Origin of the sequence: Fusibacter bizertensis (genome assembly GCF_029914245.1) — a bacterium.
GTDB lineage: Bacteria > Bacillota > Clostridia > Peptostreptococcales > Acidaminobacteraceae > Fusibacter_C > Fusibacter_C bizertensis.
In genome coordinates this window covers 355,389-381,470 of record NZ_JARYZI010000001.1, presented here as the reverse complement: position 1 = coordinate 381,470, position 26,082 = coordinate 355,389, and the positions used below count along the sequence as shown (strand labels likewise).

Here is a 26,082-nt window from a genome sequence, read left to right as displayed (position 1 = left end):
AAATATTGATTTAAATGGTTAATAGAGGGTTTTTTAATGTAGTTTTAATAATTGTTTGTTAGAATTACAACAACGAATTATTGTTGTGGGTGATTAAAGCGTGAAAGGAGTGACTTTATGAAATGGTGCCCAATTTGTAAAATTGATTTTGAAGATTATGTGGAAAAATGTTCGGATTGCGGAGAAATGCTTATATCAGAAGATGTTTATGAGCAACAAGGGTTAAATAAAGATTTTAAGTTATATCCAGATGGTCTCAATCTAGTTACAGTATACGAGTCAACACTTGAGAGTGATGTACTTCATGTATCCACATTACTGGAAGAAAACGGGATATTTTCAGAGGTTAAAAACAATGGTATAGGCTCATATCTACAAATCTATAGTGGTGTAAATTACCTTGGCACATCTATATGTGTTAAAGAAGAGGATGCTGAGGCTGCAAGAGCAATTATTGAAAACTTATGGGGGGAGTCGGCTTCTGAAATGAAACTGGATGAGACGTATGATGACTTTACATTTGAAGATGAAGAACCTGATATGGCTGCATATCGAGATAAATATAACAAGTCACTTAATCTAAAAAGAAATATTTTAAAGTTATTCCTTTTACTTATACTTGGTACAAGCTTAATTGTTACGATTTTATCAATTTCAAATTAGCTGAAATTTTAAGTTGTTATAATCGTGATTTCTACAAAATTTTGAAATAATTGGTGTTGAAAAAGACATTTCTAGGATGAATTTACTTAAATGGTGTTTTATCATTGAGGAGAACGGTGTTTTTCTCGGAAGAGCAATTTATGGTGTGTTTAGGGAGCAACCAACCGACTTAAAGATATGGCAGTTCTTAATTGATGCTGATGTAGAAAGAATAGAGTCTAATGATGAGCTACTATTAAAAGAAAGTCTATCAAATTTAAATGAAAATGGATTTGAGACTGTGGAATATCATATGTATTCAACCACCAATAACAATGATGTATTGAAATTCATTTTTGAAAGACAAGGTTTTAGAGTGATCCAAGAAAAAAAGAGTTTTGAGATTGAACTAAAAAATAGCATCAAAACTCATCAACGGCTTACTTATAAAAATTGGCTGAGCAGAGTGAAGCGCAATTTGTCATAGCAATAGAAGATGTAACACGAAACACACTAGATCGAGATGATGTGGATAATAATGCTATGTATGGAACAAAAAAAGCAGCTGAGATGTATTATGAATTGCTAAAAGAAATAGATTTTAATCAAGACTGGTGGAAACTGGCTTATGACTTGAATGATGAGTTTGTAGGACTTGTTGTTCCGTAAAAATTTGATAGCGAACGAGGTGCGATAAACTATATAGGTGTTACATATGAGAAAAGAGGAAAAGCCTATATTGATGATTTAATAGAGGAAGTGTCAAGAATATTGATCGCTGAGGGGCTTGATACTAGTCTAGCAGAGATAGATAATCAGAACAAACCTTTAGAAAATGCTTTGATTCGCAAAGTCTATTCATTTAAGCGTGCGTTAACAGTACTTAAATAGGAATGACAGTAAATAATAAACCTAGTGATTTTGGGGGTGACAGATGAAAAAATCAAATAGGATGATCGTATATGTAGCTGCTATAGTTTTAGTCACTATAATTGCATCAATTGGGAGCATCATCTTTAAAACTACTCATAAACCGGAATGTATTTTATCTGATATAATCGACGTAGAGGATGTTACAGTACTCAAAGTTTTTTACCAGCCTGATTTTGTCAACTTTGAAGTAACGGATCAGCATAAGATTAACGATCTACTAGATAGATTTGGTAATTGCAAGGTGCATCAACAAGTTGATGGTGAGGAATCAACGGGGTATATGTACAGTTTAAAGTTCTTACGTGGTGACAAAGAGATAATGACTGTCTTACTTGGTGAAAGTATTATCATCAAGGGAATTACTTATACCATTAACGAGGGTGAAATAGAGACAAATAGCGTTATGCAATACATTGATAAAATGTACGATGAAGAAATGGATGCTGAAGAAAAGTAAAATATGATAATAGGTTTTTAACTTTAGTTTTGATATGACAAGCCACTGGGGAGCCGTGTATGACAAATAAAGATATATTAAAAATCGCTATGACACAATCTGCAATAGATATGAATTGCTCGGTAAAAGACTTCACAAGACAAGGAAGTAAGGTAGTCATATCTAGTTTGAAAGAAGGTGCCAAAAAATGCTATACACAGAAAATATTCTGTGGCTTTGTGTTCTATGGAGATGGCTTGGTTGCTACTGTTGATGCAGCAATCAAACCTTATATCGAAGCCTTTATGACAAGACATAGTGGCTTTAGATGTTTTGATACACCGCAGTTAATCGTACTCAATAAAGAATTTGAGAAATATGGCAAGAGTGTGTGTCATATTGCTGAATTCTTTTTGCCTGATATGGAAAAGCAAGTGCGCATAAATGAAGACATCACAATCAAAATTATGGAAGGTGATGAAATCTCTGATTTGTATGCTGACGATAGGTTTCATATGGCACTTAGTTATGATAATGTTAGTAATAAGAGAGACGTATTAGCTGTTTGTGGTTATATTAATGGTGAGTTGGTGGGTATAGCAGGTGCAAGTAACGATTCAGAAACTATGTGGCAAATAGGGATTGATGTAGTATCAAGTCATAGAAAAAAAGGAGTTGCAGTAACGCTTATTAAAAACATAACTGATGAGATTATCCGTATAGGTAAAGTGCCCTATTATTGTACTGCATGGTCCAATATCGCATCTAAGCGAAGCGCTATTAATAGTGGCTATAAAACAGCTTGGGTAGAGATGACAGCTAAAGATACGCTTGAGACTATGAAAATGATTGGTGAGGAGCAGAATTATGAATAATGATCAATTTGAACGTATCATCGATATGGCAAAGGATAAAAAATATAGTTCACTTAATTATGTCGATTTTGAGGACCTCAGTGATGCAATGATCGTTGTAGATGAAGCTGAGGTAAAATTGTTACTTGATAGATCAAAGGAACCAAATGAGATTTATTATGCAGCAGATGATTTAAAATACACGCTAGATGTGATAAAAGAGCACAGCATTATTGGGCTTATTAAATTTATACCTTTAGAGGCTATACCTTTATTTGAGCAACATGGTTTTGATATTCACTGTATATTTCAGGATTATATATTGAGGGATTTAGATCAACTTACGGGTCTTAAATCGCAAGCTATAGAAATGCAATTTGCAAGTATTGAGGATGCGAAGGCATTGGCTAAACTCTCACAAGCATGTAAGGGCATGAGTAGAGGCTTTTATGGTGAAACGGAAGAATGGTTTATCGAATGGCTTGCGGAAAACAAAGTATTGGTTCATCGCATTGATGGTGAAATTGTAGGTTTTTGCTGTATCTCGATCTATTCAGATGGTGAAGTACTTTGGATTCGAGAGCTAGCTGTTAGTCCAAAGTTTCAAGGTAGAGGTATAGGTAGAAATCTTTTGAAAGCTGGCCTTAGTTATGGTCACATACAAGGTGCCAAGAAAGGTTTTTTAGCAGTAGATACTGAAAATGCTAATGCGATTCACTTATATAAGCAGTTTGGTTTCGTGGCAAAAGAAAATGAGTTTGAAGTTCAATTGATTAACAAATAAAACAAATTAAGCGAGTTTTTGGGGAGTTTATTATGAATGTTGTTTTAAATGAAATGAATGAGACAGATTACTTGGAAGCTCAGAACTCCTTTGATTTTGAAGGTGCTGATGGAGATTTTTTATTGGCGTTTGAAAGAAAGCTAAGTACGATATTTGCTATAAGAGATGATGATCAATTAGTGGGGATCGCTCAACTTGAAGAGGGTAAAAGAGCTTATCTATATGTTTTTATAAATCCTATCTATCGCAGTAAGGGAATTGGGAGTAAGGCTATCGTGTTGTGTGAGAACAGGCTATTAGGTACTGGTACTGAAGAGGTTATGTCGACTTACAACTGTGTAGATGTGATGGCTAAGACTTTTGCCAACAAAAAAGGTTTCATGAGAAAATTCTCATCAACTTTTATGCGTTACTTGGGTGAGGGCTTTGATTTGTCAGAGATAAGTGTCAGAAAATACTGTGACGAGGATTATGAAGCGGCACATGAACTTTATGCCATTGCTTTTCATGAGATGAGAATGAGGGTTGGTGATTTCCCTGATTCAGTTGTTCAAAAGCCGAGTGAAGAGATGCGTGTGCTTTGGGCTAAGTCAGCAAATGAGAGATTGGTGTACACTATTGACGGAGAAATCGTTGGCTATGCGCATTTTGAAGGCAATGAAATTGGTAGCATTGCTATAAAATCAGGGTATCAAGGTCAAGGTTTAGGGCGAAATTTTGTGAAGTATATTTGCAATGCCATTCTTTCAGAGGGCTATTCTTCCGTGGATCTATACTGTGTGGTGGGGAATAAGGCTAGACTTTTATATGATCTATTAGGTTTTCAGGCGATTTATACTGCTGAGTATGCAATTAAGAGATATAGTTAGAGTGACGCAATATGAGATAAGGAAGTAGAAATTAGAAAGAAGGTAACTTTATGTTGAACATAGTAGTCGAAGCGAGAAAACAACTTAAGAGTGCTGCTCAAGAGGGCCGAGTAACAACTGGTAAAGTTAGAGCAATCTCTGGCGCTTTATATCGAAAGTTGGAGGATAAGCATATAGATCATGTGCTTGTGCACTGTGAAGCGTTACTTGAGGAGCGTGAATGGGCACTGGGTGTTATTGCTTATGACTGGGCATTTAGAGTTCGAAAGCAATATTCAGATGACACTTTTTTTACTTTTGAAAATTGGCTTGTAAAATATGTGAAGGATTGGGGCGATTGTGATGATTTCTGCACGCATGCATTTGGTGAACTAATAAGTCAAAACAATGATCTATTTGAACATGTTGTAAAATGGACCAAGCATCCAAATTTTGCTGTTAGACGTGCGGCTGCGGTTGTTTTGATCTATCCAATTAAATATCATAAATATAGTAAAATCAATCCTTATATTATTTCCGATGCTTTGATGACCGATGAACATTATCTTGTGCTCAAAGGTTATGGGTGGATGCTAAAGGTGTTATCTGAGTCTGAACCTGAGAGTGTCTATGCTTATTTGCTTAAAAATAAAGTGACAATGCCTCGCGTGTCTTATCGCTATGCACTTGAAAAATTTGATATACAAATAAAACAGCAGTTGATGGGAGAATAATGCCAAAAGGAATCTTGATCTTTGGCGCAAATGGGTTTATATGACAATAAAATTAATATTTGAATTATTAAAGGATAATAATAATCTTACCTCGAATATGTAATAGACAATACAGTAGATCGGAGAACCACATGGAAATAAAAAGTGAATCAATTGAAGACTTCTATAATTCGATAGATGAAAGTGCACGGCTGAAAAGGAAGCATACAAACCAAATTGAATTTTTAACAACGGTTGAATATTTAAATAAATGTATTAAGCCCAATTCATCTATACTAGACGCTTGCGCTGGTGGCGGAATCTATTCATTTTACTTTAGTGACCGGGGTCATCAAGTGGATGCCGGTGATTTAGTTGAAAAAAATGTAGCAGATATCATCAGCAGCCAAAAGGACCATTCTGAGTTAAATGATATTTTTGTAGGTAGTATTTTGGATTTACATAAATACGAAGACGAAAAATTTGATGTTGTTTTGAACTTAGGATCTCATTATCACTTAACGGATACTGCCGAGAGAAACCTGTCGTTTGAAGAGAGTATAAGGGTTCTTAAAACTGGAGGCATCATAGCAATAGCCTATGTTAATCAATATGCGAATATCATCAAATTTAGGGAGATGTTCACAGGTGAATTTGAGCTACTAGACGATTATATGAAAAATGGATTTCACTCGAAAAATAAGGTTTTCTACTGTACAACGCCAGAGTTAATTGAAAAAGAAATTGAAGATTACAACCTGGAAATTGTACATCATATAGCGACTGATGGCATGAAGTTTATCATAGGAGATGTTGTGAATGAACTGCCTATGGAGAAGTTCAAGAAGTGGATGGCTTTTCATTTAAGCACATGTGAAGACCGATCAATCTTAGGCGCAAGCGAGCATGGACTTATAATTGCTAAAAAAGTATAGAAGGTGAGTAAAAAATCAAATATGAATTATGAAAATTATATAGAACTATATGAAGCTGTTTACTTGCTGAGTAGAATAAATGCCGGTGCTGGTCATGAATTACCGAAACTCTTAAGGCGTGAAGAAATCGTTAGTTCTGGGATAAATGATAGCATCTATCAGGCTATACTTAAAATATTGGTTGTTAATAAGCTTCTTAAGCACGATGGTGCTTCCTATAAAATGACGCAAGGAAACCAAAAGAAGATTCAACATATTATCGAGAACATCATAAAAAAAGATCCACACAAGCAATATACGAATTTCTATGACAAAGCGATTAACGAATCCCATTATTTTTTTAATCACATCACTGACTCTGAATACGATGTCTATTCAAGGTGTGATTTTGATGTAACCTTCAACATAGGTAAAATAGTAGCAAACCACTTAGACTTAACAAATCAAAAGGTACTTGAGCTTGGTGGAAACAGTGGTGGTTTAGGAACCGCCCTTGTGCTGGCAAATGAAAATTGTCATTATACTGTTATCGATACTAAAATACCGTGTAAAGTAGGGAATGAGTATAAACTTTTGAATGATGTGGCGCTTACTTTTGCTGAGGATAATATCTTTGAACTGATGCTACCTAGTGAAAGAAACGATTACATCGTACTTATGAATATATTGCATGACTTTGATGATGAAAGTTGTCTTAATATTCTTCAAAACTGTATAAAACACAGTGATAAAAACACCAAATTTATAATCATTGAAGATGTATTGACGGGGACTTTTGAACCTAGGGATTTGATCATGCATGGCTTGAGATTATCAGTAGAGTGCAGGGGTGGCAAACAACGAACAAGTGATGAGCTCACGCAACTATTTTCAAATATTGACTTTGGATTTGAAAGTGCTGTGAAAATTGATAGTATTCATACGATGCTGGTGATGGGGGCAATATGATATATAGAGAATTGGAATTGAGAGATGTTGAAAAAATTAAGATGATAGATGCTACATGCTTTATTGAAAAAGCATGGCGAATTGTAGATGAAGAACTAAAATTAATAGAAATTAACTGGACAGATCATGAACTTCCTAATGGTTTGAAGTGGCATATGGATCAATTTAGTCAAACGATTCAAACAGGTGGTAAGGGATTTGGATGCTTTGTTGGAGATACTTTAATCGGATATACAACTGTTAATTCAGATCAATTTGGAAATCACTCAAAATATGTGTTACTTGATCAATTGTTTATCTCGAAAGATTATCGAAACAAAGGAATAGGTAAACAGTTGTTTTACTTATGTGCAGATCAAGCAAAGAAATGGGGTGCAGAAAAGTTGTATTTATGCGCAGGCTCTTCTGAAGATACAATTGCATTTTATAAAATGATTGGATGTGTTGGTGCAAGTGAGATAGATCAGGAGTTATATGATAAAGACCCTAATGATAGACAATTAGAATATCACCTATAATTTGTTTTCCAAGGCTTTTGAAGGAGTAATCATGAGAAATTACAAAATCATATTGAGTGTCCTATTAGGACTAATGCTAATGCTTATCCTAAGTGCATGTTCAAGACCATCAGAAATTGCCTCTGATGACTATTTTGATTTTAATGCCACAACTGGAGCAATTGATAAATTTTATCCTAGAGGTGTCAAAGGCGAAAAGGATTTGATAACTAACTTAATTGTTCCAGATCAAATTCAAGGTGTTAATGTCGAGAAAATCAGTATTAACGCTTTTAACTACGACTTGGATTTAACTCAAATTGTACTTTCCAAATACATAACTTCTATTGAACCATATGCTTTTTATGGCTGTAAAAACCTAGAAAAAGTAGTCATGTATGACCAAGTAATTGAGATAGGAAAAGCTGCTTTTCAGGGATGTGAATCACTTGAATCTATAAATTTCAGTAACAAGCTTGAGTCAATTGGGGATGATGCATTTATGAATGCAGATGCTCTGAAGTCAGTAATTTTACCGGATAGTCTAAAGCAAATTGGAGAAAGAGCATTTTGGGGACTAAATGAAGTAGAGCAAGTTGATTTTGGAAACGGTCTTGAATCTATTGGGAAAGACGCTTTTCAAAGTTTTGGTGACGATAAACAAAAGACAATAGTAATTCCTCAAAGTATCAAATTTATTGGAGAATCTGCCTTTGATGGCGTCAATCTTAAATCTATATACTTTTACCCTGTTGAAGTGACTATTGAAGAAGGGGAATATAATTCATATTATGATCAATTTGTTAGAAAGCTGAAAAACGAAGCCAATCCAAGTGGTTATTACTATATGGACTCATTGGGTAAATGGGTAAAGGTGCCCTTTGATGTGTTAAAGACACCTTATGATCTGTCTCGGTATTTTGTGATGCTAATTGGAATATTATATATTTTGGTAGCAATATATTTGTTTTTAGGAAAAAGACGTGTCTTTACAACATTTTGGGAAGTGATACCTCTATGTCTGTTGTATTTAGTTCTTATGCTAGGGATGACTATTAATCCAAGAGGTGAATTTGTTTTTGATCTCAAATTAACTTTTCCAAGCTATTCTATATTCATAATTGCAGTCATTGTGATAACTATAAGGCAAAAATACAATTATATTTGTCTCAACTATAGTTACCCTGAAGTGATTACACACATTTACGAATACATGAAAAGTACTGAAATTGAATTTCAACGTGAAGAAGAAGCGCCAGGGGGCACATATGCTTTTATTCTAAATGATAAAGAGCGTATTAAGATAGAGCAAGGATTTGGACAAGTTAGTATCGACATGTCAAATGTTAAAAAGCTTGTATTACACAAAGAAATCATAAAGATGCTCCAAAGTAAGTCTAATTCAAACCGGAGGGTTCGATTATCTTTATCATGGATGCGTTATTTGGCGCTGGGGATCTTACTGGTGCTGGTTGCAAAGGGGCTTTATTAGGACGTATAAGAATTTTAATCAAATATTAATAGGGAGGATCCATCTTATGATTGAAAATGCTACTCTAATTATCGTTGTTATATTATCAATTTTATCTTTTGTAGCGAGTTACTTTCAGTATAAAGAAAAAGGTATACTACTTAACAATGCCTATATCTACGCTTCTAAAGAAGAGCGTAAAAATATGGATAAGAAACCGCATTATCGACAATCAGCTGTTGTATTTTTTACGGTGGGGATCGTATTTCTGTTAGTAGCACTAGGAATGATTTTCCGTAGTGGATGGATCTATACGATTATGTTTGGACTGATGATTCTTCTGATCATCTATGCAATTGCATCAACGATTGTGATTGAAAAAAACAAAAGAAAATAAGGAGATATTATGAATTATAGAATCGCAAATAAAACGGATTTCGCAGTGCTAGCCAATATGAGATGGGATTTCAAAGTAGAAGGTGAGGACACGTTTGATCTAATCGCTAAAAAGGATGACTTCTTAAAAGAATGTGTGGATTTTTTTAATACATCTGATGACAATGCGCTATGGACGCATTGGATAGCGGAAGAAAACGATGAAATTATCTCTCATATATCGGTGAACCATATTAGAAAAGTACCTAAACCCAATTTATTTTTTGATGAATATGCTTATGTGACTAATGTTTATACTAAACCTGAATTTCGAGGTCAAGGAGTTGGTTCAAAGCTTATGGATCATGTTATCAAATGGGGGCATGAGAAATCTTTTGAAATAATGATAGTTTGGCCAAGCAGTAAGGCTGTTAATTTCTATAAGAGAAAGGGATTCAAATCAGAAAATGAAATAATGGAACGCGTTATTCGTCCAGAAGCGTAGCAGGAGATTACATGAAAAATTATAACGGTATCGTCATCGGTATCAGTGCTGGTACTATGAACTGTGCTGAAGTTGTTTATGCTCAACCAGAACTAGATGGCGAAGCAATTGATCCCAATTATCAAAGATATTTGGAGGGACTAAACTTAACTCAAATAAGTGTTTTACCACATTTTCAGGAGTTAAAAGAATTATTGCTTGATGGGTTAAGGGTTGTGGAAGACATTTCATTACCTGATAGCAAAATAAGACCGTTTTATGCATTGGTCGATGGTGCATTTATATTAGTAGAGGACAATAAATCCGTATTATATGGAGAAGGCTATTTGATTAATGATGGGGATATCACGATGATATGTGAGACGGATATGTATAAACAGCTTCTCTAGACTGCACTAATCAAGATTAATTTGCTAACAACGATAAAAAAAATATAAACTGTGAGATGTTTTGAAATAAGTATATGACTCAATAAATGAAAAATGAGGTATTACAAATGGATCACGAATCAAAAATTTTCATAGAAGCATTAGAAGAGAAAAATCTGGAAAAACTAAAAAAAGTTTCTAAAGCAGATTTACACAATCATTTTTCATTAGGTGGCAATAGAAGTTTCATCAAAGAAATGACAGGGATAGATATTCAGCCGTTTAAAGGTATTATGCATTCAATGGAAGAGATGCATAACTGGGTTAATCAATATCAAGGTGATAAATTTAACAGCCTTGAAATGAGACAGCTTATGATCGATGCGACAGTTGTACAAGCTGTTAGGGATGGTGTGAAAATACTAGAAATTGGTGAAGATGTTTGGGCATTAGACACGTATTTTCACAGTGATATTCATTTGCTAATAGATAGTTTTAAACAATCTCAAAGGAAGTATGGCAATGAAATTGAACTCCGGTTACAAATCGGTTTATCTCGCCACTGTAAGATAAGTGCGCTTGAAAAATGGTTAGAACCATTTTGGGATGAAAATGATTTTTATTCAATAGATCTTTATGGCATTGAGGATGCTCAGCCAATAGAAAATTTCAAAAATATTTATAGAAAAGCAAAGTCAAAGGGACTGATCTTAAAAGCGCATGTTGGCGAGTGGGGAACAGCAGAAGATGTGAGAAATGCAGTAGAAATTTTAGAACTAGATGAAGTGCAGCATGGTATAAATGCACAAAAGTCAAAAGAGGTTGTCCATTACTTGAGGGATCACAAGATTAGGCTCAATATCACTCCAACAAGCAACATCATACTTGGAAGAGCAAAGAATTATGCGACTCATCCAATTCGAGATTTATATCATGCAGGGATAGATGTCACGATTAATTCTGATGATGTACTCATCTTTGATAGTGACGTGAGTAAAGAATATTTACGACTTTACGAAAGTGGTTCACTAACAGTGGAAGAGCTTGATGAGATAAGAATAAATGGATTAAAAAGGAGGCTTCTTAAATGAATAAAAAGAAAGTAGCCATAATTACGATTATTATTGCAATCTTTTCGTTCTTCACGATTATAATAATCGCGAATCAATGGGATTCAAATCATTTTTCCGAAGCGAACCAAAATATTAAAAGCAATGAAAAGGTTGAAATACTCCCCATTAATGAGTATTATAACAAAGCGTATATCATTTCAATGAATGTATATCTAAGGATGAATCAATTGCCGCTTATAGAGGACACAGAAGATTTAGTAAAAATGAAAAAAGAAATTGAATCTTTTGAAAAGAACTTAAATGAAATAGATAGTAATGAGGATATTTCAGAAGCTAAAAATAAACTTGAGAATTTAATTGAACTGGCTTATGAAGCCATTGATCTTACTGAAAGTAGAATTTATAAAGAAAATTTTGATTCAGCTACATATTGGAGTAAATTAGATGATGCTTTGGATCAATATATATCTTTTTCAAAATTATTTGACACCAAGAGGATGGTCTTTACACAAGATACTTTAACGCAAATTGATGAAATAATGACTTACATATTGGGGAATTATCCGAATCAGGAACAAAATAATCCTGGATTATAAGGTTATATGAGAGTATCCATAAATACGAGTTGTTGATGTAAAGTAATGTACTTTTTCTAATAAAAATCAGGAAGGAAAGAAAATGCAAAAGAAATATATCGCTTTATTTATAGGTAGTTTGATTGTTTTTTCGTTTATGCTTATACAATTTAATGTTGAGTTAAAAGGCAGTGAGTTTGGAAGCTTTACATCGTATGATCTTGAGCAAGCGTACTTATTATCCATGAATCTCGAACAACAGTCTCCGATTCCGATTATGTTAGTAGATGTACAAATAACGGATGAAAATGGTAATAAACTAATTAATTCCGAATTACCTTTTGAATGGCGTGTTTGGATAGACAACGAATCAACAGTAGGTGCAATAAGGATATCTGAGAATGAAATAGAAAATAAAGAAGATAATGTGCCGGGATATAAAATTTCATCTGAAAAGATAAAATTGGTGAAATACATTAAAAGAATAAAAAAAACTGTAGTGGAAGAAGATTATTACATTAAAATCACTTATAAATTATGGGGGATAAAGCACCATGAAATCTACCCTTTTGTGAGTCTATAAAAATGATAAAACTAAACTAAACGACAACATTTTATGAAACGTGGAGGGATTGATATGATCATCTATAAAACTGAAATTAGCGATCAAGATTGGGAAAACCTTGTAGACCTTTATGATGAAACGGACATGTGCATAGGGCTTGGGCGGAAAAGAGAAACTGAGAAAATTCGAAGCGCTTTTCAAAATAGTTATCGGTTTGTAATTGCATGGAACGATGAAAGAATTATAGGCGCTGCAAGGTTGATCTCAGACGGAGAATGCTATGGATGGGTTCATGATGTAACGGTACTTGAGGCTTATCGAAAACAAGGAGTAGGTCAAGCGATCATGGAAAAATTACTTGAAGGAAATGAGGCGTTATTAATTGGATTAACCTCATCTTTTGAGGCCGTGGATTTTTATACTAAACTTGGATTTAACAAGCATAAAACAGCGATGGCAAAATATCCTGGTCGTTCTGATTATCTTTATTACTAGAATTATACTCCAATGCTAGAGTTATACTCCGCTTTAAAACGGAGTTTTACTACATATTTTAAACGGATGCACTTTTAAGGGGGATTTATTATGGAAACTTTTTTTTCAATGATTTATGTTTTAGTCGTTCTTGGATTTATAATTGGTATACCTGTATCAATCTACATAATGATAAATATGTTGACAGGGATTGTCAACCGATTAGATCAAATCGAAAGATCAATAGAGACGCTTAAAGAAGATAGATAATATAATTAAGAAGTCTGTCTTTTGAAGCGAAATAAGGTGGTGAGATTATGATGAAACATTTTGATATAATTCTACCTTTATTTTTATTTAGTTTGCTTGTTTTATTTGAGGTTTACTGGAGATGGAATGATAAAAGAAAAATGGAGGCTTATATCAAGAGAATTGGTGGAACCGTCCACTATATAACAAAGTTGTCCTTTAGAGAACATATATACTCGGTAGAATACTATCTTGATGATAAAAAGCATTCTAAAACAGTTAAATTTTCATTTACACAGGATGAATACTGGTACTAGAACACAATTGTTGGGGGCGATATGCATATTTATTTTATGAGACATGGTCATTCAATTGCAGATATTGAAAACAAAATCGAGTCACTATATGATTCTGCATTAACTGAGACTGGCGTTGAACAGGCAAAGGAAGCTTCTGTATACTTTAAATTGAAAGGGATCGTATTTGATGAAATACTATCAAGTCCTTTGCTGAGGGCCAAGGAAACTGCAGAGATAATCGGGAATGCACAAAAAATCACTCCTACCGAACTAAATTCTCTTAAAGAAGTTGATAGAGGGATATTGTGTGGTATGAATAAAAAAGAGGCTGACGATTTATATCCACGGAGTGAGTTCAAAAATTTTACTGATTTATATCCTCAAGAATCAGGTGAAAACACATATGATGTACGAAGTAGATCCTATAAAGCCATCAATGAGGTGATGAAGAGAAAAACTAATCATATTCTAGTTGTCAGCCATGGCGCGATATTAAATGAAATTATGTTATCTCTATTATCTATGCCTAGTTTGATCAATGAGAAGCACGGCTACATGTTTTCATTTGATGATTGCGAGTATATGCACCTCATGAGAAACATAAATTCCGAAAAACTTGCATTGATTGAGAAGCGTGTTGCAAGACGAGATTAAAAGAAAGGATGTTGATTATGAAACTAGTATTAATTCGACATGGTGAAAGTGATTGGAATAAGCAGAATCGTTTTACAGGATGGACTGATGTTGAACTTTCTGAAATAGGCCAGCAAGAGGCTACAGATGCTGGCAAAAGTTTAAAAGACAAAGGTTATGATTTTGATGTATGCTATACCTCTTATTTAAAACGCGCGATTCATACCCTTAATAATGTTCTCTATGAACTTAACCGTGAATGGTTACCAGTGAACAAATCATGGAAACTTAACGAAAGACATTATGGTGCTTTACAAGGGCTTAATAAGGCAGATACTGCGGCTAAATACGGCGATGAACAAGTGAAAATATGGCGGCGTTCATTTGATATTAAACCCCCTTCACTTAAAGAAGAAGATGAGCGAAACCCTGCAAAAGATGTTCAATACCGTGAAGTAGATAAGGCAGACTTACCCTTAGCAGAGAGTCTTAAGGATACTATTGCACGAACTGTACCTTATTTTGAACAAGTCATAAAATCAGATATGTTAGCAGGAAAACGGGTGTTAGTAGTCGCTCACGGGAATTCTCTAAGAGCCTTAGTTAAATATTTTGACGATACATCTGAAGATGAAATTGTAGAGGTCAATATTCCTACGGGTATTCCTTTGGTCTATGAATTTGACGATCATTTCAATGTGTTAAGTAAGTACTATCTTGGAGATGAAGAAGCTATAGCAGCTAAGATGCATCAAGTGGCAAATCAAGGGAAATCAAATCAATAATAAAGTTTCAGCAAAATAGCAAGGATTGGAGAAAATACAGATGAAACTAATCATCATTATAGGAGATGCAGCAGTAGGAAAGATGACCATAGGACAAGAACTTACTAAAATAACGAATTTAAGACTATTTCATAACCATATGACCATAGAATCTGTTATTGACGTTTTTGGATACTATGATGGAAAAACAATTACAAGACTTCGAGAAGTTTTTTTCGAGGAGTTTTCGAAATCAAATAATGAGGGAATGATTTTCACATATATGTGGGCATTTGACGAACCCTCTGATGCTGCTTATATTGAACATGTGAGTGAGATCTTTAGGCGGGTGAATGCTGAGATTTATTATGTAGAACTTAACGCCACACTTGAAGAAAGGCTTACTCGCAATGTCTCAGAGAACAGACTGATGAACAAAGCTTCAAAAAGAGATATAGAGGCATCTAATAACAGACTTAAAACCGATTCTTCAAGATACCGTTGTGTGAGCAATGAGGGTGAGATTAAATATGATAATTATCTAAGGATTGAAAATACAAATCTTGAAGCCGAAACAGTAGCGCAGATGATTAAGACACATTTTTCTCTATAAAAACATCTTGGAATAAGTAAAAGTAAAAACCAAATGAGGTGAGTTATCATGAATATTATAGATTACTTACAAAATGCAGACCCCTGCGTGAAACGCCTGACGGAGAAATACCTTTTGGATGAAAATCCTGACTATGTAGAGGAAGGTTGGATTTCAAAATTTCTGGATTGCTTTGACGCTGAAACAGAGACTTGGGGCAATGGCATATATGGGCCTAAATGGATTTCTACTTTTTATACAATGAGGGATCTTGCCTCTCTTGAAATCAGACCGGATCATCCGATTTATCAAAAGGGGCTAGATACGCTTATTGGTAAGATGTGGTCAACTGAGTGGCGTGAAGACGATATATGTGTTGTTGCGATGCTCGTAAGTTTACTGTCATATGGACAACGCGATACAGCAATTATAGATGAAATGGTCACTTATTTGCTAACCACAAGGCAAACCGACGGTGGCTGGAACTGTTCAAGTACTCGTAATCCCAAAACTACTGATAAAAGCTCCATAAACACAACGCTTTCAGTCTTAGAAGCTTTTAGAGATTATAAGAAACATGGGTACAAAACACATTTAAATGCTATCCATAATTTACTAGTGCCAGCGCATAAGTATTTGCTAGATCGGCATTTGATGTATCGACTTACTGATGGTGAAGTTATCATTTCATATATCACAGATTTTCATTTTCCAACAAGATGGAAATATGATGTACTCAGAGCGCTTTGCTATTTCGCTTCAATAGATTATAAACTTGTCCCAGAGTTAACGGAAGGCATAAAACTAATTATAGAGAAATTCAAGAGAGGTTATTTAACAAAAGGCCAGACTTACACTGGTAAACTTCATTTCAAGATGGAAACAGATAAAATTGGAACGATGAATACTTTAAGAGGACTCATTGTACTTAAAGCTTTTGAAGCGGAGGAATATAACCGTATTATCAGTAGGGAGCTATCACTTTGAAAGCTAAAAGCTCTAATAAAATTATAATTTACAAATATTGTAATGCTATGAGTAAAATACCATTTGATTGGGGGCATAAAATGGAAATTATTATTAGACCGATAGCTGCAGGTGACGGAAAGTGGATCAATGAACTTAGACGTATGCCTGGCGTTTTTGAGAATATCCTAGGGATCCCATCTGAACGCATCAAACGAAATGAAGATTTTATATTGAACATGGACGCTAATCAACATCAGTTTGTCGCGGTTATCAAAAGTGAAGCTGACCAGGAAATAGTGGTTGGAACTGCCGGATTGAATGTATATGCGAATCATCGGTTAAGACATAGTGGTTTTATCGGTATTATGATTCATGGGGATTATCAAGGAAAAGGCGTAGGAACAGCACTTATGCAAACGCTTATCGATTTAGCTGATAATTGGCTTATGCTGGTTAGAGTAGAGCTGTCTGTATTTGAAGACAACGAAAAGGCAATTCATCTCTACGAGAAATTTGGCTTTGAAAAAGAAGGGGTAAAAAGACTTGCAGCAATTAGAAATGGGAAGTATGTAAATGAGTATTTAATGTCTAGAATTAACCCAAACTGTAACAAATGATAAAGCTGTAAATTAATAAGGGCATTTTTCCGTATTTGCCCTTTTACATATTAGGGATTGATGTATAATCAAAAATTATATTAGGAGAAACAAGTGAGAAAAATTAATATAGGCGACATATTTAAAAGCTCTGTGGATACATACAAAGAATATTGGAACTTGTTGTATACCATAGTCATTTTGACCATACAAGGTATTGTCCAATAACAAAGTTTTAATCGGAGGTCACATGAACAAGATAAGAAATTTAGGCTTAGAAGACATCGAAAAATGCATAGAACTATTTATAGCTGTTTTTAATGCTGAGCCATGGAATGATAATTGGACGCCAGAGTCAGCCTATCATAGACTGCATGATATATTTATATCACCACATTTTGTTGGGTTAGTGTATGAAGATAACGACAAATTATTAGGAGCAGTATTTGGAAACATAGAGCAGTGGTATGAAGGTATGCATTATAATCTCCGTGAGATATTTGTGTCAAATGAAGCTCAAGGCAAAGGGATAGGACAAAGGTTATTAGCAAAGCTGGAAAGTAAAATTAAGGCAAGTGATGTCAGAACGGTTATTTTGTTTACTTCTAGAGATGATAAAACAAACGGATTTTATAAGAAAAATGGCTATATCGATTTCGATGATATGGTGATGATGGGGAAAGAAATATGAAAATTCACGTACTTGTAGATAATAATACATTAATTGATAGATACTTTGTTGGAGAACCCGGCGTATCTTATTATATTGAAGATGAAAATGTAAATATCCTGTTTGATACAGGTTATTCTGATGTCTTTATTAAAAATGCTGCTAAAAAACAACTTAATCTATATAACCTTGATTATATTGTCATCTCACATGGGCATATTGACCATACATGGGGACTTGTGCCGCTTATTAGCATGCATACTGAAGCGATCATTGAAGGAATAGACTATAAAAAACCTAAGTTTATATCCCATCCTAATGCACTTTTTTATAAAAATTATGGAAATGAAGATATAGGAAGTCTTTTAAGCAAAAATAAAATTAAGATGCACTATGAAATGCAATTGACGAAAGAGCCGTATTGGCTTACAGACAAAATAGTATTTTTAGGTGAAATTGAAAGAAAAAATAGCTTTGAAGGTAAAGAACCTATTGGGACTTTTGAGGAAAATGGAGAACTGAAGCCCGATTTTTTGTTAGATGATACTGCGCTAGTCTACAAGTCTTCTAAAGGTTTGGTGATCATCACTGGTTGTTCACATGCTGGGATCTGCAATATTGTCGATTATGCAAAGAAGGTTTGTGATGATGAGAGAATCGTAGATGTAATTGGTGGTTTTCATTTACTTAATCCAAGTGATGAAGTTCTGAGTCAAACAGTAACCTATTTTAAGCATTTAGATGTAAAAGAAATCCATGCGTGTCACTGTACAGACTTAAAATCTAAAATTGAATTGTCTAAAGCAGTGGAGCTTAAAGAAGTCGGTGTTGGGATGACGTTGGTGTACCTGTAGACAAGCTAAATAATAAAAGCAGAGCCTATAGCTCTGCTTTAAATGAATTCGTTTTATAAAGCTTCAGTTACCTCGTTGATCTTGTTTAAAGTATAATCTAAATGCTCTGTAACAAAAATTGGATCAACTTTAATTTCTTTTTCAAGCTCATCAGAGACATATTTGCTTTTATCATTTAATTTAAAACGTTGTATGTTAACTATGCCGTTTTTGCAACTCTCACAATAAAGCAAGTGTAGCTTATAATATGTGAGTGCGGTCGCTTTATTTAAGGCTGGATGTGCTTCTAGATGGTCAATGATAGACTCAGAGGATTTAATGCGCTCTTCTAGTACACTTATTTTTTCTTTAGAAAAATTATTACTTAGAGAAAATGGTATACGTTTCATATATTTTTTACAATGATCACAATAGGCCAAATTTGTTGTTCTCGCATGAAGGCCAGCCATACTACCTATAAGAAATCCTATGAAACTAATTATATAGATAATCCAGTTAATAATCTTCACACCATCTAGTTTGATGAGCGTGTGCATTCTTCTTGAAAAAGAGATACTAGAATGATTGATGCTAAATGTAACATATGATAAAAAAGTGAAACCATCTTCTGTATCTGGGTTGATATACTCACTCACATGATTGCCTTTCATCTTATAATTCAAACCATCAGTATCATCGATGTAGGTCATCTTGTATTGTCCATATTGGATACCTATGAATAGTGAGACTGATAGTATAAGGACAAGTAACGTGAATTTTTTCGTGTTAATTTCTTTTTTCACACATTTTTCGCCGAAAAAAACAAACATCAAACAACTTGAAATAAAAGCGCCAACAGGGATAATGTAAATAAGATTAAATGTTAATAGATCAAAACCAAATAAGTATAATAGTCCCATTAAAGTTGCAAAGACAATGCCAATTGGGACGAGTAGCAATAAAACTAAAACCATGTAAGTAGCCTCCTAAATTAAGTATTAAAACTTTGTAAAGATTATAGCTATATAAATATACCAATATTACAAAAAATGCGCATTAAAATATAATTAGAAAATCATAAGATTTTTCTAAAATGTAATAAATGATTTACGTGACTACATTAGGATAATAAATATTATTGGTAATCCATTGTATGTTTTGAAATTGAGATCATTATGAAATTGCGATAGAATCTGTGGGTCGATGTGATAAGATTTTTATTTATGCTATAATAATAGTAAATATAGCAAGAGATTACTTCGCTTATATTTTAAGAAAGAGGCACGAGATGGAAAAGATTCAGATCTTTTATTACACAGGAACTGGTAGTACAAAGATTATTGCTGAAGAAATATATAATCAGCTTTCAGCATTAAATATAGAATGTGAATTACACAGGTTAACCGTAGATAGCATTGATATGATCTCTCAAAAGTTGGATTTTGATGCTAAGTTGATCTTGCTCTATGCAGTTCATGCCTTTAATGCGCCAGATCTGGTTTACACATGGATCAAGTCGCTGGAAGAAATATCAAATCGATCTGCTATGGTGATCTCGGTATCCGGCGGTGGCGCAATGATTTCAAACAGTGCTTGTAGAGTACCTGTAAAACGATTGCTTCAGCAAAAAGGATTTAAAACCACAACAGAGGCAATGGCAGTGATGCCAAACAACTGGATGACGCCAGTTCCTGATGAAATTGCAAAGGAACTGATTCGTGTTGTCCCTCATAAGGTGAGTAAGTGGATTAACGCTTTTTTACACAATAAATCACTCCCATATTTAAAACCACTTCTTATAGATTATCCCATTACGTCACTTGGCCGGATAGAGGTCATTGGTGCTAAGCATTTTGGAAAACATATAAAGGTTAACAGCTCATGTAATGGTTGTGGTTACTGTATTAAAAATTGTCCGTCTAACAATATCACTTTTAAAGTCAGCGAGAGCGGTGAAAAAACCGTGAAATTTGATTCGAAGTGTCATTTCTGTTTAAGCTGTGTGTATGAATGTCCACAGCATGCGCTTTCTCCAGGATGGTTCAAATTTGCTGTGATTCCAACGGGTTATCCACTAAAGTCTTATTGTGAGCCGTCAGAAAATCCACTTTCGAAAGATGAACTTTTACCACTTCTCAAAGGCAAAGCGTGGGAAGGTGTTAGGAACTACTTAATCGAAGATTAATTTTTTCAGAATAGAGGTGTATTTATGAGAATGAGAACCGCAAGACATGTAACTGCACTTGAGCCAATGAGATACTTTTATGTCCATCTACTTGAGATGCATGAAATCGGCGGGTTTGTCGACCACAATGGTTATGATGGCATGATTCTTGGAAGTCCGGAGGGCAACTGGCAGATTGAATTTACCGTGTCTCAGGATAAACCTGAGCATCATTTTGACGAAGATGATTTAATCGTTTTATATTATGAAGCAGCGAAGTACGACGCAGTCATCGAAAAACTTACTGCAGAAAATTATGTTACTTTTACACCGAAGAATCCATACTGGGTAGTTAACGGCAATCTATATAAAGATCCAGAAGGCTTTGGTGTGATGGTTGTTAATGAAAGTAAAATGGATAGGTAAAAAAAGGAAGGCATTTAATGAAATATTATTTAAATAAGAAGTTAGAAACGATATCAAATGCAATTTTTATGGTAACACTTGTCATCATAGCCTATTCATGGATTCTAGATAAACCCAAGTCTCCTTATCTATATATCATATTGACAGCAATTGTCGTTTTTAGATTGGTCTATGGCTTAGTGATCATCAAAAAGTCAAAAGAAGTGCTTAAGAGTATCGTTTTTATCGTTGATTATCTGGTATTTCCAATTTTTATCATTGTGATGGTAGGGTTGAACTTCCTGATCTTGTGATCGTCACTAACACACAACATGATTTTGATTATTATTAGGGGATATATCTGTGTTTAAAAGGAGAGAATAACATGAACGAGACAATAATTCAGTCTTTTTTGGAAGATTTTTATGCCTATATTTCGTTTGAAGAGGGACAAGAGCCTAATCTAGAAAGTTTTAGAGGGCTCTTTATGGATGAAGCAGTACTGATCGAGTACAGTGACACCAGCAAAGGAATATTAAGCGTTGATAACATCGAACATCACGTGTACGAGTTCGAAAAAGTATTTCATGATTATCCAATTATTAAAAGTAAGGGCTTTAACGAAAAAGAGATCAGCCATACGATATCTATAAACGGTCCAATGGCTTTTGTGGAAAGTAAATATCTTAAAAAGTATTATAATGGCAGCGATTATATCGAAACTGTGGGTACGAACTCTATCCATCTCATTTGGAAAGAGAACACCCTTAAAATAGCGAGCATTGGTTGGTATGAAGAAGGGTAAAGATGATGAAGAAAATGGTGATGAAGAAAAAGCTGGTAAATGTTGAAAATAGAGAGAATGGTGTGCCAGGTTTTTATGCATCACATGAAGGAGAGGCAATCGAACTGATTCCCTCTGGCAAAATAGTGATGGCAGTGCCACGTAACGAACAGGACCATAAAATATACAAATTGCTTGCGTCTTATTGTGATTTGTATTTTTTTATGACGGATCAGTTGGAAAACTTTCATTACTATCCAGTACCAATGATGGCTCTATTTGCAGTTGATAGTGCCGGCAATCATTATGGTACAATAGGCGGCATGGGAGATATAATTGATGATCAATATCCTGTGGGCTATATCTCTAAAGATGGACAGTGTGTAAAAATAGCGGAAAGTTTTAAGGCATTTTTGGAACTTGCGGTTTATTATCCTGATTGGAGAGAGAATTTAGATGTGGTCAACAAACAGAAAGTTTATGCCGTAGAGTCGCTGATATCAATGCAGCTCAATCAGACTAAAGAACAAATAGAAATACAAGATGAGATCGCTAACACTCTAAATCTTACAAAAAGACCAAAGTTAATTGAGGCTTTATTTGAAAATATAAAAAGTGCGCCAATGGTAGTTACATACCTTTCAAAAGAGGATGCTGAGAAGGAAAATGTGTTTATTGAATAAAAAAAAACAAGTTCACTAGAACTTGCTTTTTTTATCAAGTCACAACTACTTTGTGACAGAATCTGAGTCGTCATTTTATTCAAATTGTTTTTAAATTTTAATTTGTGCAACAGCTTCCTTTAATTTACCAGAAACAGTCTTTGTTTTGTCGATTTCAGTTAATATGTTGTCGGATTGCAGCATCATAGTAGTAACTTTATCTGCTATATCATGCGTTCCGTTAGCAGCTTCGCCATTTGCAATTGTAACATCACTTATTGTGTCTGTCAGAACTTTAATTGAAGTCGTAAGTGTTTGAGTGGTAGTTTGAAAATCGCTTAGCAATACTTCTACAAACTCTGCATCAGAACTATATTGCTCACCAATATTCATCGAAGCCTCATAATCCCGAACCACAGAAGTATCTATAAAATCGAGAACTTTTTCGGCATTTTGAATGAGGCTTTCTACAGAAGAAACGACCTCTTTCGTAATTACTTGTATTTTGCCTACAGCTTTTTCAGAATCTTCAGCGAGATTTTTGATTTCATTTGCTACAACAGCGAAACCTCTACCAGCTTCACCGGCTCTTGCAGCTTCAATTGAAGCATTAAGTGCAAGTAAGTTGGTTTGTGAGGTGATTTGTAAGATTGCAACTGAGAGCAGATCAATTTCGTTAACAGCTTTTGATTTTTCGATAGATTCTTTAACATCTCTTGCTACGCTGGCATGAATATCTTTTGCTGTTGTTTGAGATTGAATGGAGCTTTCTCTAAGATTTCTTGCACGATCATTGATCTTAGTGGAAGCTTGAAGTCCTTCTTTTGCTTTTTCAGAGATTGTAAGAATATGCGTTTCAATTTCAAGTGCAGAGGACTGCATCTCTTCTGTTGAAGCTGCTGTTTCTTCCATACCAGCAGACATTTCTTCTGCAGTTGCAGCAATATCTTGAATTTGACTATTGAGGTCAATAATATTTTGATTGACGAGTTGGACAGATGTACCAATAGTATTCGACTCATTCACCACAGACTGAATAATTCCTTGAATAGAATTTTTAAGTATGTTGACTGATTTCATTAGAATACCAGTTTCATCATTATTTCTTAAATTTTTCTCTGGGATTTCTTTTGTAAAGTCTCCTTGCGCATATGTTTTTAAGTATGCAGCTGATAGTTTTACTGGTTTTGTCACATATTTCACTACAAAAAAGATGATAATTGAAAATAATATGAGATTGGCAAGGATAATGAAGAATAAATCTCTAGCACCTTTCCCTATGATGGAATACATTTGACTTTTACTAGCGTATGCAATGGTATAAAATCCAGTATATTCACTCTGTGTATAAGCAATAAGTTTTTCATCTTCATCTAGTGTCATCTCACCAACTGAAGACTCTCCCGTTTTGATACGTTGGAATAACTCTTGTAGGCCACTATCTTCTGCATTAAAATCTAGCTGCATTATGTAAGAGGCATTATCTGATGCTAAAACAAGACCAGTTTCACTTAAAAGCATAACTTTGATATCACTTGAATCACTATTACCAACAATTCTGTTTAGTAATTGCTCTAGTTCAATAGAAATACCAAGTGATGCAATAACTTTATTTGACCTACTATCTACGATGTCTTCTTGAGAGACGATAACAGGATTTCCTGATATCTGTGAAACTTCAGTTCGACCGGTAAACTGTGTGTCTGAACTTATTACAGGGACAGAATTGGCATCGGAAGGAAAAGAAACACCAACAGATTTTCCGCCAATACTATCAGCGACAACCGTACTTTTTTGTGCCTTGTTATCCTTAAATAATAGAAATATATTTTCGTATAGTCCAGGTGAATTTTTAGATTTTTCAGTAACTACATGTGTGAATTCTGTAATAATTTCTTGATCGATTTTTTTAGAATCTTGGTATAGAAGCGCTGCGTTGATAACAGAGCTTTGATTTGCCAACATTTTGTTCATTTGGTTTTCAGATTGAAGTGCTAAGTCAATTAACTTCGTCCTCTCATTGCTGATTTCAGTAAGTGATGATTCAATTTGATTGGTTAACGCTTTCTTTTCGTGGTTACTAGAATAAAAAAAAGTAATAACCAGTGGAATAACCATACCTACCATAGCCACTAAAAAAAACTTAGCAAAGATACTTTGGATAGATAACTTTTGTTTGATTTTCAAGGTGTTTTCCTCTCTTTCTTATAGTTGTAAAAATACAATGACAACCTTGTTATCATAAACCTTAGTGTTACACCAAGGTCAAGGAAAAATAGGTTGTTCAGACGTTTATTTATTGATTTACATATAGATTAACAGTTGATATATGTAAAGAAATCAAATAAGATATTTAAATGAGCATTAGACTAGTTTATTATTCTAAAAATAAAAGTACATTTAGGAGTATGAAAATGAAAAAAGCATTGATCATAATAACAATAGCACTGCTAAGTTTTTCGCAAATCGCATGTAGTAATAATGAAAGTAATACAACAGATGAGAGTCCAACAACTATAAAAGAATCGCAGGAAGCAACAGAAGCAGCTACAGTCGAAGTAACAACTGAAAAAGAGACTACCACAGTCCCGAGTCCAATTGGAAGTGATTTCGGCTCTTTGATACCTGAAGGATGGAAAATTTTCGAAAAAGTAGAAGGTGAGCCAGTACAAGTTGAAGGCGACTTGAACAAGGATGGTAATACAGACATCGCAGCTGTAATTGTCAAGCTGGACGAAAACTCTCAAGCACCTCAAAGGTCATTATTGATTGCAATGGGCAATAGTGACAATACCTATACACTATCAGTAATAGGCGAAAACGCTATACTTGGAGCTGATGAGGGGGGGGGTATGGGGGGATCCTTTTGACAGTATCATTATTGATAGAGGATCTATTGTCATCAATTTCTACGGTGGTAGTAACTGGAGATGGTATCAAAGTTATAGGTTTAGATATCAAGAGAATGGCTGGTTCTTAATTGGCGCTACACTCGGCTCATACCTTAATACCATTGTGATAGAAGAGGATGCTGACGAAGACGATTACAACTTATTAACTGGTGATTTCATCTCGAAAAAGACAGATGAAAATGGCAATCAAATTACGACTAAAGGGAATAGAGGAATTAAACCACTGCTTAATTTGGAAGACTTTGACGCAAGTTCGACTTTAGATTTCTAATTTGCCATCATTTTTTTTGCATATGGTGTTCACTATAACGGCTATAATTACTTCTAAGATAAAAAACAATCGTGTAAAAATAGGTAAATAAATAAATTAAGATATGCCCTAAAATAAATGACCATGGTGATTGTAAAGTGACCAGGGTCATTTTTTATGTGCTGATATAGTGACCTATATTGACAATGGAGTACCCTTGCAAAAATGATAAGTATTATATAGTTATTATAGGACGATAAATTATTTTTAGTCCTGCGTTTAAACTTAAAATGAGTAAGGAGAA

Annotated in this window: 38 protein-coding genes; 36 read left to right on the top strand and 2 right to left on the bottom strand. The window is 34.4% G+C overall.

Going from position 1 to position 26,082, the window contains the following annotated elements; genetic code table 11:
• Nucleotides 1-117: 117 nt before the first annotated feature.
• The 29 genes from QE109_RS01885 (at nucleotide 118) to QE109_RS01745 (ending at nucleotide 18,622) form a co-directional block, all read left to right on the top strand.
• Nucleotides 118-663, top strand: coding sequence for a putative signal transducing protein (locus QE109_RS01885; protein ID WP_281092676.1), 546 nt, complete (start codon nucleotides 118-120; stop codon nucleotides 661-663).
• Between the two features lie 76 nt (nucleotides 664-739).
• A complete protein-coding gene (locus QE109_RS01880) occupies nucleotides 740-1,129 on the top strand; it encodes a hypothetical protein (protein WP_281092675.1) in 390 nt (129 codons plus the stop codon).
• Complete coding sequence (locus QE109_RS01875) at nucleotides 1,096-1,311, top strand: hypothetical protein (RefSeq protein ID WP_281092674.1); 216 nt, start codon at nucleotides 1,096-1,098, stop codon at nucleotides 1,309-1,311. Before QE109_RS01880 ends, QE109_RS01875 begins: the two co-directional genes overlap by 34 nt.
• 90 nt (nucleotides 1,312-1,401) lie before the next feature.
• The gene (locus tag QE109_RS01870; protein WP_281092673.1) at nucleotides 1,402-1,533 is read left to right on the top strand and encodes a hypothetical protein; all 132 of its coding nucleotides are present in this window, start codon (nucleotides 1,402-1,404) and stop codon (nucleotides 1,531-1,533) included.
• A gap of 43 nt (nucleotides 1,534-1,576) precedes the next feature.
• The gene (locus tag QE109_RS01865) at nucleotides 1,577-2,032 is read left to right on the top strand and encodes a hypothetical protein (RefSeq protein ID WP_281092672.1); all 456 of its coding nucleotides are present in this window, start codon (nucleotides 1,577-1,579) and stop codon (nucleotides 2,030-2,032) included.
• Between the two features lie 59 nt (nucleotides 2,033-2,091).
• Nucleotides 2,092-2,886: a GNAT family N-acetyltransferase gene (locus tag QE109_RS01860; RefSeq protein WP_281092671.1), complete on the top strand. Its 795-nt coding sequence runs from the start codon at nucleotides 2,092-2,094 to the stop codon at nucleotides 2,884-2,886.
• On the top strand, nucleotides 2,879-3,649 hold the full coding sequence (locus tag QE109_RS01855) for a GNAT family N-acetyltransferase (protein ID WP_281092670.1): 771 nt from the start codon (nucleotides 2,879-2,881) through the stop codon (nucleotides 3,647-3,649). Before QE109_RS01860 ends, QE109_RS01855 begins: the two co-directional genes overlap by 8 nt.
• A gap of 32 nt (nucleotides 3,650-3,681) precedes the next feature.
• Nucleotides 3,682-4,518, top strand: a complete 837-nt coding sequence (locus tag QE109_RS01850; RefSeq protein WP_281092669.1) for a GNAT family N-acetyltransferase — start codon at nucleotides 3,682-3,684, stop codon at nucleotides 4,516-4,518.
• A 50-nt stretch (nucleotides 4,519-4,568) separates the two neighbouring features.
• On the top strand, nucleotides 4,569-5,231 hold the full coding sequence (locus tag QE109_RS01845) for a DNA alkylation repair protein (protein ID WP_281092668.1): 663 nt from the start codon (nucleotides 4,569-4,571) through the stop codon (nucleotides 5,229-5,231).
• Between the two features lie 131 nt (nucleotides 5,232-5,362).
• A complete protein-coding gene (locus tag QE109_RS01840; RefSeq protein WP_281092667.1) occupies nucleotides 5,363-6,145 on the top strand; it encodes a class I SAM-dependent methyltransferase in 783 nt (260 codons plus the stop codon).
• Between the two features lie 21 nt (nucleotides 6,146-6,166).
• Nucleotides 6,167-7,093 carry a methyltransferase gene (locus QE109_RS01835; RefSeq protein ID WP_281092666.1) on the top strand — a complete coding sequence of 309 codons (927 nt, stop codon included), beginning with the start codon at nucleotides 6,167-6,169 and terminating at the stop codon, nucleotides 7,091-7,093.
• Nucleotides 7,090-7,611: a GNAT family N-acetyltransferase gene (locus QE109_RS01830; protein WP_281092665.1), complete on the top strand. Its 522-nt coding sequence runs from the start codon at nucleotides 7,090-7,092 to the stop codon at nucleotides 7,609-7,611. Before QE109_RS01835 ends, QE109_RS01830 begins: the two co-directional genes overlap by 4 nt.
• Nucleotides 7,612-7,642: 31 nt before the next feature.
• On the top strand, nucleotides 7,643-9,082 hold the full coding sequence (locus QE109_RS01825) for a leucine-rich repeat domain-containing protein (RefSeq protein WP_281092664.1): 1,440 nt from the start codon (nucleotides 7,643-7,645) through the stop codon (nucleotides 9,080-9,082).
• A 46-nt stretch (nucleotides 9,083-9,128) separates the two neighbouring features.
• Nucleotides 9,129-9,458: a DUF3784 domain-containing protein gene (locus tag QE109_RS01820; RefSeq protein WP_281092663.1), complete on the top strand. Its 330-nt coding sequence runs from the start codon at nucleotides 9,129-9,131 to the stop codon at nucleotides 9,456-9,458.
• Nucleotides 9,459-9,467: 9 nt separating this feature from the next.
• Entirely contained in the window at nucleotides 9,468-9,941 is a 474-nt protein-coding gene (locus QE109_RS01815) for a GNAT family N-acetyltransferase (protein WP_281092662.1), read from the top strand.
• A gap of 11 nt (nucleotides 9,942-9,952) precedes the next feature.
• A complete protein-coding gene (locus QE109_RS01810) occupies nucleotides 9,953-10,330 on the top strand; it encodes a Type 1 glutamine amidotransferase-like domain-containing protein (protein WP_281092661.1) in 378 nt (125 codons plus the stop codon).
• 107 nt (nucleotides 10,331-10,437) lie between these two features.
• Nucleotides 10,438-11,400, top strand: coding sequence for an amidohydrolase family protein (locus QE109_RS01805; RefSeq protein ID WP_281092660.1), 963 nt, complete (start codon nucleotides 10,438-10,440; stop codon nucleotides 11,398-11,400).
• Nucleotides 11,397-11,978, top strand: a complete 582-nt coding sequence (locus tag QE109_RS01800) for a hypothetical protein (protein WP_281092658.1) — start codon at nucleotides 11,397-11,399, stop codon at nucleotides 11,976-11,978. The genes QE109_RS01805 and QE109_RS01800 overlap by 4 nt, the downstream gene beginning before the upstream one ends.
• A gap of 82 nt (nucleotides 11,979-12,060) precedes the next feature.
• A complete protein-coding gene (locus QE109_RS01795; protein ID WP_281092657.1) occupies nucleotides 12,061-12,540 on the top strand; it encodes a hypothetical protein in 480 nt (159 codons plus the stop codon).
• 54 nt (nucleotides 12,541-12,594) lie between these two features.
• Complete coding sequence (locus QE109_RS01790; RefSeq protein WP_281092656.1) at nucleotides 12,595-13,017, top strand: GNAT family N-acetyltransferase; 423 nt, start codon at nucleotides 12,595-12,597, stop codon at nucleotides 13,015-13,017.
• Between the two features lie 90 nt (nucleotides 13,018-13,107).
• Nucleotides 13,108-13,266, top strand: coding sequence for a hypothetical protein (locus QE109_RS01785; RefSeq protein WP_281092655.1), 159 nt, complete (start codon nucleotides 13,108-13,110; stop codon nucleotides 13,264-13,266).
• 47 nt (nucleotides 13,267-13,313) lie between these two features.
• A complete protein-coding gene (locus QE109_RS01780; RefSeq protein ID WP_281092654.1) occupies nucleotides 13,314-13,562 on the top strand; it encodes a hypothetical protein in 249 nt (82 codons plus the stop codon).
• A 21-nt stretch (nucleotides 13,563-13,583) separates the two neighbouring features.
• Nucleotides 13,584-14,198, top strand: a complete 615-nt coding sequence (locus tag QE109_RS01775) for a histidine phosphatase family protein (protein WP_281092653.1) — start codon at nucleotides 13,584-13,586, stop codon at nucleotides 14,196-14,198.
• 14 nt (nucleotides 14,199-14,212) lie between these two features.
• A complete protein-coding gene (gpmA, locus tag QE109_RS01770) occupies nucleotides 14,213-14,962 on the top strand; it encodes a 2,3-diphosphoglycerate-dependent phosphoglycerate mutase (RefSeq protein WP_342637107.1) in 750 nt (249 codons plus the stop codon).
• 40 nt (nucleotides 14,963-15,002) lie between these two features.
• Nucleotides 15,003-15,554, top strand: a complete 552-nt coding sequence (locus QE109_RS01765) for a DEAD/DEAH box helicase family protein (RefSeq protein WP_281092651.1) — start codon at nucleotides 15,003-15,005, stop codon at nucleotides 15,552-15,554.
• A gap of 48 nt (nucleotides 15,555-15,602) precedes the next feature.
• Entirely contained in the window at nucleotides 15,603-16,520 is a 918-nt protein-coding gene (locus tag QE109_RS01760; RefSeq protein WP_281092650.1) for a hypothetical protein, read from the top strand.
• An 80-nt stretch (nucleotides 16,521-16,600) separates the two neighbouring features.
• Complete coding sequence (locus QE109_RS01755) at nucleotides 16,601-17,119, top strand: GNAT family N-acetyltransferase (protein WP_281092649.1); 519 nt, start codon at nucleotides 16,601-16,603, stop codon at nucleotides 17,117-17,119.
• Between the two features lie 229 nt (nucleotides 17,120-17,348).
• On the top strand, nucleotides 17,349-17,789 hold the full coding sequence (locus tag QE109_RS01750; protein WP_281092648.1) for a GNAT family N-acetyltransferase: 441 nt from the start codon (nucleotides 17,349-17,351) through the stop codon (nucleotides 17,787-17,789).
• Complete coding sequence (locus QE109_RS01745) at nucleotides 17,786-18,622, top strand: MBL fold metallo-hydrolase (protein ID WP_281092647.1); 837 nt, start codon at nucleotides 17,786-17,788, stop codon at nucleotides 18,620-18,622. The genes QE109_RS01750 and QE109_RS01745 overlap by 4 nt, the downstream gene beginning before the upstream one ends.
• Before the next feature lie 53 nt (nucleotides 18,623-18,675).
• Here QE109_RS01745 and QE109_RS01740 read toward each other — a convergent pair whose 3' ends face one another.
• Nucleotides 18,676-19,575, bottom strand: a complete 900-nt coding sequence (locus tag QE109_RS01740; protein ID WP_281092646.1) for a hypothetical protein — start codon at nucleotides 19,573-19,575, stop codon at nucleotides 18,676-18,678.
• Nucleotides 19,576-19,889: 314 nt separating this feature from the next.
• Here QE109_RS01740 and QE109_RS01735 point away from each other — a divergent pair, with 314 nt between their 5' ends.
• The 5 genes from QE109_RS01735 (at nucleotide 19,890) to QE109_RS01715 (ending at nucleotide 22,637) form a co-directional block, all read left to right on the top strand.
• On the top strand, nucleotides 19,890-20,786 hold the full coding sequence (locus QE109_RS01735; RefSeq protein ID WP_281092645.1) for an EFR1 family ferrodoxin: 897 nt from the start codon (nucleotides 19,890-19,892) through the stop codon (nucleotides 20,784-20,786).
• A 24-nt stretch (nucleotides 20,787-20,810) separates the two neighbouring features.
• Nucleotides 20,811-21,191, top strand: a complete 381-nt coding sequence (locus QE109_RS01730; protein ID WP_281092644.1) for a hypothetical protein — start codon at nucleotides 20,811-20,813, stop codon at nucleotides 21,189-21,191.
• A gap of 17 nt (nucleotides 21,192-21,208) precedes the next feature.
• Nucleotides 21,209-21,484 (top strand): hypothetical protein, encoded by a 276-nt coding sequence (locus tag QE109_RS01725; RefSeq protein WP_281092643.1) that lies wholly within the window; start codon nucleotides 21,209-21,211, stop codon nucleotides 21,482-21,484.
• A gap of 71 nt (nucleotides 21,485-21,555) precedes the next feature.
• Nucleotides 21,556-21,975, top strand: coding sequence for a hypothetical protein (locus tag QE109_RS01720; protein WP_281092642.1), 420 nt, complete (start codon nucleotides 21,556-21,558; stop codon nucleotides 21,973-21,975).
• Nucleotides 21,976-21,977: 2 nt separating this feature from the next.
• The gene (locus QE109_RS01715; RefSeq protein WP_281092641.1) at nucleotides 21,978-22,637 is read left to right on the top strand and encodes a hypothetical protein; all 660 of its coding nucleotides are present in this window, start codon (nucleotides 21,978-21,980) and stop codon (nucleotides 22,635-22,637) included.
• Nucleotides 22,638-22,727: 90 nt separating this feature from the next.
• On the opposite strand, the gene QE109_RS01710 is transcribed toward QE109_RS01715, so the two are convergent.
• Entirely contained in the window at nucleotides 22,728-24,803 is a 2,076-nt protein-coding gene (locus tag QE109_RS01710) for a methyl-accepting chemotaxis protein (protein WP_281092640.1), read from the bottom strand.
• 227 nt (nucleotides 24,804-25,030) lie between these two features.
• On the opposite strand from QE109_RS01710, the gene QE109_RS01705 reads away from it, so the two are divergent.
• Complete coding sequence (locus tag QE109_RS01705; RefSeq protein WP_281092639.1) at nucleotides 25,031-25,486, top strand: hypothetical protein; 456 nt, start codon at nucleotides 25,031-25,033, stop codon at nucleotides 25,484-25,486.
• Nucleotides 25,455-25,799 (top strand): hypothetical protein, encoded by a 345-nt coding sequence (locus tag QE109_RS01700; protein WP_281092638.1) that lies wholly within the window; start codon nucleotides 25,455-25,457, stop codon nucleotides 25,797-25,799. The genes QE109_RS01705 and QE109_RS01700 overlap by 32 nt, the downstream gene beginning before the upstream one ends.
• Nucleotides 25,800-26,082: the final 283 nt, after the last annotated feature.